Origin of the sequence: Coleofasciculus sp. F4-SAH-05 (assembly GCF_040222985.1) — a bacterium.
Classification (GTDB): Bacteria; Cyanobacteriota; Cyanobacteriia; order Cyanobacteriales; family Coleofasciculaceae; genus Coleofasciculus; species Coleofasciculus chthonoplastes.
The window spans coordinates 1-13,780 of sequence record NZ_JAVKBY010000074.1; the positions used below are offsets into that span (position 1 = coordinate 1).

11 protein-coding genes are annotated in these 13,780 nt (G+C 46.1%); 9 read left to right on the forward strand and 2 right to left on the reverse strand.

Annotated elements, in window-relative coordinates; translation table 11 throughout:
• Positions 1–140: 140 nt before the first annotated feature.
• Complete coding sequence (locus tag RIG27_RS08985; RefSeq protein WP_446344377.1) at positions 141–596, reverse strand: hypothetical protein; 456 nt, start codon at positions 594–596, stop codon at positions 141–143.
• A gap of 334 nt (positions 597–930) precedes the next feature.
• Positions 931–3,486, reverse strand: coding sequence for a sigma 54-interacting transcriptional regulator (locus tag RIG27_RS08990; protein ID WP_446344379.1), 2,556 nt, complete (start codon positions 3,484–3,486; stop codon positions 931–933).
• Between the two features lie 295 nt (positions 3,487–3,781).
• On the opposite strand from RIG27_RS08990, the gene RIG27_RS08995 reads away from it, so the two are divergent.
• The 9 genes from RIG27_RS08995 (at position 3,782) to RIG27_RS09035 (ending at position 13,716) form a co-directional block, all read left to right on the forward strand.
• Complete coding sequence (locus tag RIG27_RS08995) at positions 3,782–3,910, forward strand: hypothetical protein (protein ID WP_446344381.1); 129 nt, start codon at positions 3,782–3,784, stop codon at positions 3,908–3,910.
• Between the two features lie 45 nt (positions 3,911–3,955).
• A complete protein-coding gene (locus RIG27_RS09000) occupies positions 3,956–4,309 on the forward strand; it encodes a hypothetical protein (RefSeq protein WP_446344383.1) in 354 nt (117 codons plus the stop codon).
• A 179-nt stretch (positions 4,310–4,488) separates the two neighbouring features.
• Positions 4,489–4,737: a hypothetical protein gene (locus RIG27_RS09005; RefSeq protein ID WP_446344385.1), complete on the forward strand. Its 249-nt coding sequence runs from the start codon at positions 4,489–4,491 to the stop codon at positions 4,735–4,737.
• A 69-nt stretch (positions 4,738–4,806) separates the two neighbouring features.
• Entirely contained in the window at positions 4,807–5,496 is a 690-nt protein-coding gene (locus RIG27_RS09010) for a class I SAM-dependent methyltransferase (protein ID WP_446344387.1), read from the forward strand.
• Between the two features lie 110 nt (positions 5,497–5,606).
• Positions 5,607–6,965, forward strand: coding sequence for an alanine/glycine:cation symporter family protein (locus RIG27_RS09015; RefSeq protein WP_446344389.1), 1,359 nt, complete (start codon positions 5,607–5,609; stop codon positions 6,963–6,965).
• A gap of 967 nt (positions 6,966–7,932) precedes the next feature.
• Positions 7,933–9,360 carry a pyruvate kinase gene (pyk, locus tag RIG27_RS09020; protein WP_446344438.1) on the forward strand — a complete coding sequence of 476 codons (1,428 nt, stop codon included), beginning with the start codon at positions 7,933–7,935 and terminating at the stop codon, positions 9,358–9,360.
• Between the two features lie 391 nt (positions 9,361–9,751).
• Positions 9,752–10,879 (forward strand): glycosyltransferase family 2 protein, encoded by a 1,128-nt coding sequence (locus RIG27_RS09025; protein ID WP_446344391.1) that lies wholly within the window; start codon positions 9,752–9,754, stop codon positions 10,877–10,879.
• A 44-nt stretch (positions 10,880–10,923) separates the two neighbouring features.
• Complete coding sequence (locus RIG27_RS09030; protein WP_446344393.1) at positions 10,924–12,717, forward strand: alkaline phosphatase family protein; 1,794 nt, start codon at positions 10,924–10,926, stop codon at positions 12,715–12,717.
• Positions 12,718–12,738: 21 nt separating this feature from the next.
• Positions 12,739–13,716, forward strand: a complete 978-nt coding sequence (locus RIG27_RS09035) for an NAD-dependent epimerase/dehydratase family protein (RefSeq protein ID WP_446344395.1) — start codon at positions 12,739–12,741, stop codon at positions 13,714–13,716.
• Positions 13,717–13,780 lie beyond the last annotated feature (64 nt).

The window sequence follows — 13,780 nt, forward strand, 5'->3', positions numbered from 1 at the left end:
AATGACCAATGACCAATGACCAATGACCAATGACCAATGACCAATGACCAATGACCAATGACCAATGACCAATGACCAATGACCAATGACCAATGACCAATGACCAATGACCAATGACCAATGACCAATGACCAATACCATCAATCCTCGTAAGGGTCAAAAATCACCTCAAATTCAGCCCCACGCATAAAGCGACGGAGTACCCGTTTGTGATCTTCAGCGTCTTGACGGTTGTAAAATCGGGCTACCGTATAGCGACGAGCATCATTCAATAAGCGGATAATTGCCCAAGGGCGGGTTAAGTCTATGGGTTTTTCAAGATCCGACTGACTCGTCAGTGTCTCTAACCGTTCCTGTTTGAGCGCATTACGCACCAATAACATCAGTTGTTTTCGGGCGGGAGTTTCCTGATTGGGTAGAACTGTCCAACCGGCTACAGGTGCGGGTAAATAGGTCAATGTCTGAGACTCTTCTGCTTTAGTGACGTTCCAAGCTAGACGGCGAGGTTGTTTTTGACATTGGTACCCCTGCTGTCTGAGAACTGAACAAAGACGTTCACCTTCTGTGGTTAGGCGCAACCAATCACTGTGCTTCATCGCGATTCTGAGAATAAAGATTAACTAGAGAATTTTTCCCCAATCCCCCAGGAAAACCAGAGAGATAGAGGTTTCGCTAGTTACCCTACTTAAGGTTTATTCCCAAAAACCTATTGCTATTGTTTTGACAAATAACTTAATTAATGGTATTGATGCTCTTCAAAATTGTAGAGACGCGCCATGGCGCGTCTCTACAGGTTCAGGGGTGCGGGGAAGATGAGGGAGATAGAGGAAATTGTGTAGGGGCGGGTTTCACTACTATCTTTTCGGTTACACCCAGATGCAACTAAACCCGCCCCGCCTTTACGAATGACGAATGACTAATGACGAATGACTACACCACAATAATCGCCCAAAGGCTTATCCCTAAAGCCACTATCCCTAAATGTTGCATCAGGAGCGATCGCACAGGCTGACTGGCAATTTTCTGTGTCAGAACCATACTCAGCAGTACACCTGCAATCAACGTCACTCCCTGTAAAAACGCAATCACCGCCGGATGCGCCACAAACACAGGTAATCCCTCACCATTTAACCCAAACGTGGCAAAGGTTACAGGTAAAATCCGTCCCGCTTCTGTCAACCCCAAACGTAAATGGTGCGCCAGATTTCCCGCCAACACCAAAGGTAAATATCCATACGCCAACTCAATCAGCGATCGCGGCTTGGGATTAGGTATCGTTAAATTGAGCGTCTGAATCAGTCGGTAAGACAATTGAATTCCACCATAAGCAATTAAAGGAATCAACGCCGGGAGACTCAAAACCGCCAACGAAAACCAAGCGTGTGTGCCAAATTGACTCAAATCTAGGTGTAAATTCAGTTGCTGATTTAACTCCGGTAAGCGATGCAGAAACACACCGCCTAATAACAGCAACAATAACGCCACCTCATAGCTACGAGGAATATGAGTTGTCCACAACTCAATCCCTGGTGGACGCAAATTTACCTCCACAGAACGGTGCGGACAAGCTTTTAAACAGGTCATACACAAGACACAATCCCGATTATCTTGTAACTGGGCGGGATGGGAATACAACGGACAGCCATTAGTTTCCATTCCTTCCCCTTTCTGCGGTCCACCCTTATAACATTGATAGGTGGTACATTCTGCCGAACAGGTTCCCTGCTGCGCCCGTAACTCCGTCATGGATAACTTGGCAAACAAACCATTCATTCCGCCAATGGGACACAAATAGCGACACCAAAAGCGACGCTCGAAAATCGCCGAGAAAATCATCGCCCCCGCCGTAATTAATAGGAGTAAACAAGCGGAAAGATACGCCGTATTTTCTAAATCCCAGAGTTCTTCCCACAGGAAAATTAGGGCAAATAAGCCAAACAAAAACCAGCCGCCCCAGGTTTCAGCTAATTGTCGTGACCACGGTTTTAATGGACGCGGAAATAGCCACAGGGATAATTTCTGGGTCACTTCTCCGTAAATCATAAACGGACACACCGCACACCAGAGGCGTCCCACAAAGGGAAAGCCAATCAAGACGAGGGGCCACCACCATGCCCAAAAGAGATTTAAGGTAAAGTTTTCCTCACGGGTTTGAGGTCCGATAAAGCCCATGATTACGACAAAAGCAAACAAGCTTAAGGTAAACCCATAGTTAATGCGATCGGGCCACCAATCACTCCTTAAAAATCGCCGCAGTTGGGGATAAGTATTTAAGAGATTAAAGCGGAATTGTTTTTTCTTACTCTGGGAGGGCCACAGCAGTTCTTCCGTGAGTTCTTTACCACAGTCGGATTGAACCAGCGCCCGTTCCACTAAATTTTTTAATTCCCGAAGATTGCCAGGAAAATCATAGCCTTGTAATTGACGTAGGGCTTCGGGTGTAACTTTGGGTTTATTAATCCCTTTGGCGCGACATAAGAGACTAATATAATAGTTCATCTGGTCGCCAATATCGGTTTTTCTCACCCGTAGTGGCGGAACTTTAATCACTTGCCCAACCAGAGGGCTAATTGTGGGGAGTGCCGTTTCCGTAATCATAATAATCCGGGCGCTACACTGTTTCACTTGTGTCGATTGTTCTAGAGAACGGCGGACAGGTTGATACGTCCCGGTTTCTAATAGAGTTACCAATTGAGGCATTAAATCCTGGGGCAATTCATCCACATTATTGAGAATCAACGTTCCTGTGTTTAGGGAATCAATGAGTCCCGGTTTGCCCCCTTCCCGCCCAAACAGTTCCGCACCACTGGCTTGCACTTTACTACAATCGATTTTAATCACAGGTTCGCGGCGATAGGCTGAACCAAAGTGAATCAATGCAGCTGTGTTATCTTTTTCCAGTCCCGGTTCACCGAAAATGAGTACAGACTGGCGAGTATCGGCGGCTTGCTTAATTTGTTGTCGCAGTCGCACCGCATAACGGCTTCTACCAATAATTCCCCGTTTCGCCTTGTTGACTAAATAGGGGCGCAGCGCCACCTGGCGTTCTTGTTCAACCTTGAGTTGAGACGACAGGTGTGCCAAGTCTTGGGCAAGTTGGGGTGAGAAAGCTTGAGAAATTTCTGGATAGTGGTGGATTAAGTCTCGGAATTGTTCGGCTGGGATGCGCCACAGATGACTGTCGCTGCGGGTAACGATGGTTCTTTGAGCCGATTGATTGAGAAGTAACTCCTGTAAATGAATCACAGCGCCAGGAAGCCAACTGACGCCCCAAATCGAACCCAGTTGGTTGGTTCGGTAGCCTTCAATACGCCCCTGTTGCAGAATGTAGAGATAGTCTACCGGGGTATCTTCGATAACGAGACGCTCCTGGGCATTTACCGCTAGCGCTTCCATTCGGGGCGCGATCGCCTGTAAAATTTCATCGGAGAGAATGCTAAAAGCGGTGCGTTCTCGCAGCCATGTCACTAGGTCGAGATAGGTCATCCTGTCCTCATCATCCAATTTAGTTTATAGTTTGTTTATCGATAATCAATGGATTCATTCCCGTAACCAACGGTAAAACACAACCAAATGATCGAGCTGGCGAATCTCTGGGTTCCTCTAGCGCTTTTGGGGTTGATTATCCTAGCCGCGCTGTTTTTTAGTTGGGCAAGTTAGACAAGGTGTAAGTAGGTGGGGACAATTAAAGTTAACGGTAGGGATAGTCATTCGTCATACTCGAACAGCTCCCAGCAAGCTACGTCATTCGTCCTTGTCTCCTCCAGCTTCCAGACGTAGCATGCTACGTCTCTACATTGCTCCCCCATCTTCCCCATCTTCCCCAGCTCCCAGACGCGCCATGGCGCGTCTCTACATTGCTCCCTCTGCTTCCGTACCCTATTGCCATCCACCATCCCATTATCTCTAGGTATAGGTAAAATATGCATCAGTGATTTTAGCCCCCTTGTTATCTATGAGCGGACATCTGCCGCCGATTAGTGATTTACGCGCTCGCCATACTGGCTGGGATAAACCAACGCCAGAACATCTTAAGGATATTGGCACGATTGAGTTTTTCTGGCGAAACCTGTTTGAGGCAATTTTCCATCCGGAGCAAGGCAACTGGCAATATCATTGGCAGCAGCTCTACAATCTGATTTTGGAGCGATGCCCTGACAATGATGAACGCCGCACGACTATTTTCTACCTAGAGACGGTCAAAAACTGCTTGAAGATAGAGGGAGACTGGAAAAAATATTGGAAACGGATACTGATTTATATGGAAAATGCGAGAGATTGGGCGAGGAAATCGGTGATCCGAGGATGAGCCTGATTCTGGAAAGCGTGGGATGATTGATCCACCTGTTATAGGAGATGAGGAAGATGTTAGCGAAACGGGACAAAGTTGGGAAGATGAGAGAGTTGTGAGTTAACAAGCTTTGCATCCTGATCCACACCAGTAAATCCTGAACAAAGGAAAACGAAGGAATAGAGGAGCCGATCAGGATGCCTGAATATCAGTGGAAATTAACAATTATAGAGCGTAACTTGCTGTTATCGAATTGGATGAACCTAATTCCAGAAGCCCAAGAGCGTATGCTAGAAGAGGCGGACGAGTTGATGGCAATGTTACCCTTCTCCGATAGGCAACGGTTACTGGCGTCTTTGGAAATGCTTCAACCTCATACCCAAGCCGAGTTATACCAGAAGATTCAGCAGATTTTAGGGAGTCAGATGGAGTTACATGCCGCATAGGTAGGGTTTAGTCCAGCCCTCATCCCCAGCCCCTCTCCATCCCCCCTTGCCCCCCTTGGAGACTGTTTGATGTTTGAACAACAACCCGAAGGATTACGGCAGAAAGTCAAATTATTGGCAACAGAAGCGCTAAACAAATCCGATCCCTCTGGATGGTTTGATCGCTTATATTCCCAAGCCAATCGTGATCCCGATCAAGTACCGTGGGCGCGTTTAAAACCCCATCCCTATTTCCAAGATTGGCTAAATAAAAATCAGCCCCAAGGCAATCATCGCTCGGCTTTAGTCATTGGCTGTGGATTAGGTGATGATGCGGAAGCCTTGGCGAGAGTGGGTTTCAACGTGACAGCCTTTGATATTTCTCCAACCGCGATCGCCTGGTGTCAGCAACGATTTCCCAATTCCCCAGTTAGCTATGTTGTCGCTGATTTGTTCGCGTTAGATCCAGCTTGGCGTCATCAGTTTGACTTGGTATTAGAATGCCGGAATATCCAAGCGTTACCATTAAATGTACGATCAACTGTGATTGATGCGATCGCGGCTTTGGTGGCTATAGAGGGAATCCTGTTAGTAATCACGCGATTTCGCCAGACAGAGGCTGAACCTGATGGTCTACCTTGGGCGCTTTCTAATCAGGAACTTGCCCAATTTCAGGACTTAGGATTAGAGGAAGTTCAGCGGGATAGCTTTATTGAAGCTGAGAATCCTTCTGTACAACAGCTTCGGATTGAATATAGGAGAGCAAGAAAAGTAAGATAATCGCTATGTGCCTCGATAATCACCCATAGACCGCAAAGCAGTTGAAGAAGGGAGGATGCACTGTCACACTAAGAAGGACATACCATTGTATCCTGAGTGAGCAGACCACAGTGCAGTTTTTGACCCTAGGTATTTTTTCGATCAGTGTCCTTTGGCTGATTAGCGGTGCAGTTTTCTTTACCCTGCGGATGAAATTTATTAACATCCGGGGCTTTTGGCACGCAATTGAGGTGTTACGAGGAAAGTATGATGATCCGACAGAAGCCGGGGAGGTGTCTCATTTTCAAGCCCTGGCAACGGCGCTTTCGGCTACTGTGGGATTGGGTAATATTGCTGGAGTCGCGATCGCGATTAGTTTAGGGGGTCCCGGTGCGGTGGTGTGGATGACGCTGGGGGGACTGTTTGGGATGACGAGTAAGTTTGTTGAATGTACTCTGGGTCAGAAATATCGCGTAATTAAACCCGATGGTACGGTGGCTGGGGGTCCAATGTACTATTTGTCGGCGGGTTTGGCGGAAATGGGACATCAGAACCTGGGGAAGGTGTTAGCCGTTATCTTCTCCATTCTGGGTATTTGTGGCGCATTTGGCGGCGCGAGTATGTTTCAGGCAAACCAATCTTATGCAGCGATAACTATAGTTGTACCCTGGTTTGTGGGGCGCAGTTGGCTTTATGGCTTGATTCTGGTTTGTTTCGTGGGAATGGTGATTATTGGTGGGATTAAACGGATTGGTCAAGTGGCTGGTGCGATTGTCCCGGCGATGTGTGTGATTTATTTTTTGGCGGCGCTGTGGATTCTGGTGACGAATTTTATGGAAATTCCAACCGCGATGCTGACGATTGTTAACGGCGCATTATCTCCAGAGGCGGTGGAAGGGGGAGTGTTTGGCGTGATGATTCAGGGATTAAGGCGTTCGGCATTTTCTAATGAAGCGGGGGTAGGTTCAGCCGCGATCGCACATTCCGCCGCCAGAACCCAAGAACCTGTGCGGGAGGGGATTGTAGCACTTTTAGAACCGTTTATTGATACGGTGGTGATCTGTAATATGACGGCGTTAGTGATTGTGATTACAGGCGTCTATCGCAATCCCGAATTTACTCAACTCAGTGGCGCGGAAGTCACCTCAGCCGCCTTTGGTACAGCGATTTCCTGGTTTCCCCTTATGCTTGCGATCGCGATTTTCTTTTTTGCCTTCTCGACGATGATTTCCTGGAGTTATTACGGCGAACGCTGTTGGGATTATTTGTTTGGGCAGAATAATTTAATACTCTATAAGGTGTTGTTTATCCTGGCGGTTTTTACGGGTGCGGTTTTAAGTTCCGGTGTGGTGATTAATTTTAGCGATGGCATGTTAATCGCTATGTCGTTTCCCAATTTACTCGGCGCTTATTTTTTATCGGGTCAAGTGGCTGGGGATTTAGATCAGTATATGCGGCGATTAAATAAAGGATTGGCTACAGCGCAATGATATTCATGTCCAACAAACTGGGCGGTTGAAACCGCAGCTATACAAACGAAACCCGCCTGCGCGGGTTTCCACACTCTTACAGGGGTTTTCAAGTTAGTATACTACTTAGAGACTTTCGTTTGGTGATGAATGATAACCTTTGGGCAGAAACCGCCCTTTGTTTAAGTTTGACGTTTGAATCTGTAGGGGCGGGTTTCACAATTAGCGTTTCTTACCTCTCCCAGATGTGACTAAACCCGCCCCGATCTAGTGATTTTATATCCTCCTTAGTTACTTGCAGTCATTCAAGATGCCAATGGTTTGATAAGCTGTCATGCATTTAAATTGGGTATTAGTAGCGAGCTTTCTGGCTCGCACTACAAGGATTTTGCCATTATTGACATTAAGGTTTATTTAAATGCCGAACAGCTTAGTAGCAATTTATAGAACTTGATGATCGTTAGGTTTTAAAACTAGGGTTTAGCGCCTCACTAATCCGCCTCAGATGTCTGAGAGGACGGAAAAATGATGCACACTCAATAACAAGCCTACTAATTCTCATCAGAGGATTACTTCTACCTTAAGTTAGGGTTAAGGGGTAGGAGTGCTAATCAGGGTTGCCCGAAAAATCTGCCCATAGTCGTAACGGATCATTAGTCATTAGTCATTAGTCATTGGTCATTTGTTATTCGTCATTAGTCATTGGTCAGGGAAAAGGGAACAGGGAAAAGTGTAAGGTAGAGTTTTGAGTTAACTCACGACTTCCCCAGCTCCCCCAGCTCCCCAACACCCGACACCCGACACCCATCACCCCATCACCCCCTTTTCCAGAAAGTTGATCTATTCTTCATGACAGGTGTTCTCCTCCGCCATCCTGGATCACAAATCATCCGGTTAGGCGAACGTTGAATTAGTAGGGGTGTGTAGACCCTGAAAATTAAACGCTACAGAGAACATCTGTTCTATTACCGTTATGACCCAGTATCTTATGCGTCGCACTAAAATTATCTGTACCATTGGACCGGCTACCGCCTCACCCGAACGCCTCGATGCCTTAATCGAAGCGGGGATGGATGTTTCCCGGTTAAACTTTTCCCACGGTTCCCATGAGTTTCACGGACAGACGATTCAGCAACTCCGAGCAATTAGTAGCCAACATCGCAAACCCCTCGCCCTGCTCCAAGATTTATGCGGACCGAAAATTCGTCTGGGAAAACTGCCTCCCGATGGGATTAAGGTGCAAACGGGTGATGAAGTAACCTTTGTGTTAAACGAGGAAGGCAACAATCCGGATGAGATTCCCTTGCCGATTCCCACCCTGTTTGCTATGGTGCGCGTGGGTGAACCGATTTCAATTAATGATGGTCGAGTCAAGCTGATAGTCACGGAACGGGATACAGATAGTATTCGGGCATTGGTGAAAATTGGTGGACTCTTGTCTTCTAAAAAGGGGGTTAACTTACCTGAAACCTATTTACCTGTCACCTCCGTCACCGAAAAAGACATGACCGATTTACGGTTTGGGTTGCAATCGGGGATTGACTGGGTGGCGGTGTCTTTTGTGCGAAGCGCCAGTGATTTAGAACCCGTGCGGCGGATGATTGAAGCCGCAGGCGCGAAAACCCGTGTGATTGCCAAGATTGAAAAACGGGAAGCGGTGGAAAACTTAGAGGAAATCCTCCATACTGCCGATGGAATTATGATTGCTCGCGGTGACTTGGGAGTTGAGACGCCATTGGATCGGGTACCTTTAATTCAAAAAGAAATTACTCGTCGCTGCAACCAACTCGGTAAACCTGTGATTACAGCCACCCAGATGCTAGAGTCAATGATCAACGCTCCTGATCCGACGCGGGCTGAAGCCACAGATGTCGCCAACTCAATTTTAGATGGGACGGATGCGGTAATGCTTTCGGGTGAAACCGCCGTGGGAGAATATCCCATCGCTGCTGTGGAAATGATGAACAATATAGCTATCCAGACGGAAAAAGCCCTAGCCGAAGGATTGCAAACCGCGTCAGAGTTTCCCACTTGCAGTATTAGCACCACCGAATCTGTCGCTGAAGCCGCTTGTCATATTGCCAGTCAATTAGGCGCACGGGGAATTATGTGCAACACCTCATCCGGCGGTTCCGCCCGACTGGTGTCTAAGTATCGCCCCAAAACTCCGATTATTGCGTTTACACCAGAAGAAAGTACCTATCGCCAGTTGGCTTTGTCTTGGGGAGTGCAACCTTACCTGATTTCCCCGGTACACAATGCTGAACAGATGTTAACTAATGTGGTGAATGCTGCGGTGGAGATGGAGTTAGCCGAATACGGAGACAAAGTGGTGATTACCTCCGGTGTTCCCATTGGTACGCCAGGAACCACGAGTTTGATCAAAGTTCACAAGATTGGACAGGCGATCGCATAAAATGTGATTGTTCATAGGTCTTATGTCTTATGTCTTATGTCATGTAGGGGCGACCCACACCGCGTCAATATCCATGTAGGGGCGACCCGCCTGCATTAATTCACAACGGTAGTCCACTCAATTGGATCGGGTCGCCCTCCGCCCAAAGGTTCAAGCGATCGCGTAGAATGTCATAGGTCTTATGTCATGTAGGGGCGACCCGCTTGCATTAATTCGCAACGGGTAGTCCACTCAATCCGATCGCGTCGCCCTCTGCTCAAAGGTTCATTGTTTATTCTGAACCGTTAGGTCAATTATTTTAATTTTTATTTCTGTATTAGACGTTACATTCTATCAAGCTTCACGAAAACTTCACACAATCACCCCAACAACCCACATGACTAGGAGCCAGATGACACGTTCTACCGCAACACCGACAATTTCGGTAATTATCCCTGTTTATAACGGTGGTGAAGCATTTCGTCGTTGCCTTTCCAGTTTGGCGCAAGCCTCACCCCAGCCATTAGAAGTGATTGTCGTTGCTGACGGTGATACTGACGGCTCTGGGCAGTTCGCTCAAGACTTCGGAGCTAAAGTGATTCGAGTTCCCACCTCTGGCGGACCGGCGAAAGCTCGTAACTTAGGCGCTAAAGCAGCGAGTGGTGATATTCTTTTCTTCGTCGATGCCGATGTCGAAGTATATAATAACACCATCGGCAAAGTTGCGACAACCTTCCACCAGGAATCTGAACTCGCCGCCCTAATTGGCTCCTACGATGATCAGCCAGGGGCACCTAATTTATTGTCCCAGTATAAAAATTTATTCCATCACTATACCCACCAAACCGGATCAGAAGACGCCTCTACTTTCTGGGGCGCTTGTGGTGCAATCCGGCGGGATATTTTCTTAGCAATTGGCGGCTTTGATCAGAGTTACCGTCTCCCTTGTGTAGAAGATATTGAATTAGGCAATAGACTCAAACGCCAAGGGTATCAAATTGGCTTACGAAAAACCATCCAAGTCAAACATCTGAAATGCTGGAGAACCTACTCCCTGCTGAGAGCGGATATCTTTTATCGGGCAATCCCTTGGACAGCGATCATATTACGCGATCGCGAAATGGTCAATGACTTAAATCTCAACCTCTCCAACCGCATCAGTGTAGTCTTGGTCTATACCTTATTAGCGGCACTCATCGCCGTTTGGTGGATACCGACTGCATGGGTTGGCGTCGCGGGATTGAGTCTAGGGCTATTGGCAATCAACGCCTCCGTCTATCAATTCTTTTATCAAAAACGCGGTTTCCTCTTCGCCCTGCAAACCGTACCCTGGCACTGGCTGTACTATTTTTATAGCGGATTAGCCTTTGCCATCGGTCTAGTTCGTCACCACTGGCAAACCTATCAACCGATTATCCCAACCTGGAAAACAGTTCCCGGCAACTTGTTAGCGATTGAGAAACGGATCTTTGCGTCAATTTCTCGTGAATTAGTCGGTGCCTCAATTCTCGTTTCTTTAGTAATTGGCAACTCTTTCTAGTCCTCTACGTATCAAAGACTATAAAAAATTTAGGAGGCAAATCCTTGACCCATCATCCAGTTGTCATTATTGGAGGAGGTCCTGCTGGCTTGACGGCGGGTTACGAACTCCTCAAACGAGGAATTAAACCCATCGTCCTGGAAAAAGCCGATAGTTGCTTAATTCTATTGAGTTACTTAAGGGCAAAACTCAGAGCTAGATTAAACCCTGATTTTGAGCCAGAAACGTTTGAAGAGTGGGTGATTGACTGCTTTGGGCGTCGCCTCTATAGAATTTTCTTTAAGACCTACACTGAGAAAGTTTGGGGAATTCCCTGTACTCAAATTCGCGCCGACTGGGCAGCACAGCGTATTCAAAATATGTCTCTCAAACGAGCGGTGATCAATGCTGTGTTCGGCAGCCAAAATGCCAAAAGTTTAATTAAGGAATTTAAATACCCGATTTTGGGACCGGGAATGATGTGGGAACGTTGTCAGGAAATTCTCCGAGTGAGTACTCGTTCTTGTCCTTACTTGCCCTTCTGGTCACGGTTGCGAAATACAGGCAAAAGGGTAACAACATTTGATGTACCTAAGACGTATCCGATTGAGGGATTGGAAGGCATCCAAGTTTCCGCCTGGGGAGAAGAATACCCTCTAATTGAATCCTGTTCGTTACCTGCTAATTTTATTTCAGAACTATCATCACGATTTGGTAACTATCATCATCCCCGAGAAATCCTCAATCCCCGATTGATTTCACAACAGGTGCGACGATATCAAACGTTGATGTCTAATATCCAACAAAAGCTCCAGGCGGTTCAGTTTGTCATGAATGCCGGAGAGTGGGATTTATTCATGACGTCTTTCGGCGAAGCTCACTATGGTAATCACCTGTTCTATCATCTGTTTAATCAAGATCATTGGGCATACGATCCGCAAGTATCCACTCAATTAAGTGATGCCTTACCTAACATTTATGGGGAACTGGATAATGCTCTGAAAACCCTACTTCAAGATGTTTCTGACCACGTAACTGTTTTTGTTATTTCTGTTCACGGTGTCGATACGAATTATTCGGCTAACCATTTAATGCCATTGGTGTTAGAAAAACTGGGTTTTCAAGCTAAGCCGAAAGCGAAACAGAATCAGAGCAATTTTTCAGTTCAGAAACTGATCCAAGGATTAAAATCATTAATCCCGATGCCAGTTCGGGATTTTATCAATGATTGGATACTGCCTCAGCATTTCCACGATAAGATGCATTCCCAGCAATTTATTAGCAGTATCGATTGGTGCAACACCAAGGCATTCTTTTTACCGATCGGTCATTTTCAGGGATTTATTAGTATCAACCTAAAAGGGCGTGATCCCTATGGTGTCGTCGAGCCAGGAGCAGAGTATGAACAGATTTGCCAACAAATAACCGATGAATTAAAACGCTTGGTTAATCCAGAAACGGGAAAACCTGCTGTGGCAAATGTGATCAAAACCCACCAATTACTCCAAGGCGAAAATATTCACAAGTTACCAGATCTGATTATTCAATGGGCGGAAGATGCACCAATAAATCAGCTTGAACACCCAGACTTTGGTTTAGTTTCTGGAACCTATTACGGCTTGCGAAAAACCCAACATACTGGCAATGGATTTCTGATTGCTACTGGCTCAAAAATTAATCCAGCCTCAACGCTGACTGATGTTAAAGCTGTGGATTTGGCACCAACACTGCTGTATTTGATGGGACAAGAAATTCCGGATTATATGGAAGGCAAGGTTCTGCTAGATCTCATTGATGAAGGGTTTAAAAAGAATAACGACGTCAAGTACAAAAATAAAACCCTGGTTCTGAACAAATGAAACGTTAATCCTAGAATCAAGATGAAAGTTTTAGTCACAGGGGCAACCGGATTTGTCGGAAGTCACCTAACTGAACGGCTAGTTAATGACGGCTATGAAGTCAGGGCGCTGGTGCGGTCAACGAGTGATATTTCATTTCTGAAACCATTGGATGTGGAAATCATTTCTGGAGATATTACAGATAGTCAGGCTGTCAATAAAGCCGTGAAAAGCTGTCAACAAGTGTATCACGTCGCCGCCGCTGCCTCACGGTCGAAACTATCGAAAAATCAGTATTATGCGATTAATGTGGAAGGAACAAACAATATAGGCTGTGCGGCAATAAAATTTGGGGTTGATCGGGTCATTTATTGTAGTAGTGCTGGGGTTTATGGCACAATCAAAAATCCCCCCGTTGATGAAAATACTCCGTCAAACCCTAACTCTTTTTATCGAACAACAAAATTGTTAGGAGAGGAGGTGCTTTTATCAAAGTATAAGCAAGAAGGATTGCCTGTGGTAATTCCCCGTCTATCTAGTGTTTATGGCATCCGATCATTTAATTGGTTAGGTCTGATTCGGGCAATATCAGCCCCGGGTTTTCAGATTATCGGTTCAGGGAATAACCACAATCACTTAGGATACATCACGGATGTAATTGATGGAATCAGGCTCTGTGCCGAAAAGGTGGGCATTGAAGGAAGAATTTATTTAATTGGGGGTCAATACCCGATAAAATTAAGGGAGTTAGTCGCGATCATTGCCCAAGAATTAGGAATTAAACGCGACTATTCTCAGATATCGGTGGCTCCTTTTAACCTATTTAATGACTTCGCGAATTTAGTGTATAAAACATTTTCGATTCAGTTGCCGTTGTCTCATCGGTATGACTTATTTCTCCAAGATAAAATCCTGGATATGTCTAAAGCACAACATGAATTAGGATACAGTCCCAAGGTATCAATCCAGGAGGGGATGTCAAGGTTAATTGCCTGGTATCGGGAAAAAGGCTATATATAAAGGCAGAAGGCAGAAGGCAATAGGCAATAGGTAATAGGCAATAGGTAATAGGCAAACAAATGAC

Coding starts and splice junctions, on each gene's coding strand:
- RIG27_RS09010 (WP_446344387.1), top strand. CDS start 4,807: ATGTTTGAACAACAACCCGAAGGATTACGGCAGAAAGTCAAATTATTG.
- RIG27_RS08985 (WP_446344377.1), bottom strand. CDS start 596: ATGAAGCACAGTGATTGGTTGCGCCTAACCACAGAAGGTGAACGTCTT.
- RIG27_RS09000 (WP_446344383.1), top strand. CDS start 3,956: ATGAGCGGACATCTGCCGCCGATTAGTGATTTACGCGCTCGCCATACT.
- RIG27_RS09025 (WP_446344391.1), top strand. CDS start 9,752: ATGACACGTTCTACCGCAACACCGACAATTTCGGTAATTATCCCTGTT.
- RIG27_RS08990 (WP_446344379.1), bottom strand. CDS start 3,486: ATGACCTATCTCGACCTAGTGACATGGCTGCGAGAACGCACCGCTTTT.
- RIG27_RS09035 (WP_446344395.1), top strand. CDS start 12,739: ATGAAAGTTTTAGTCACAGGGGCAACCGGATTTGTCGGAAGTCACCTA.
- RIG27_RS09005 (WP_446344385.1), top strand. CDS start 4,489: ATGCCTGAATATCAGTGGAAATTAACAATTATAGAGCGTAACTTGCTG.
- pyk (WP_446344438.1), top strand. CDS start 7,933: ATGCGTCGCACTAAAATTATCTGTACCATTGGACCGGCTACCGCCTCA.
- RIG27_RS08995 (WP_446344381.1), top strand. CDS start 3,782: ATGCTACGTCTCTACATTGCTCCCCCATCTTCCCCATCTTCCCCAGCT.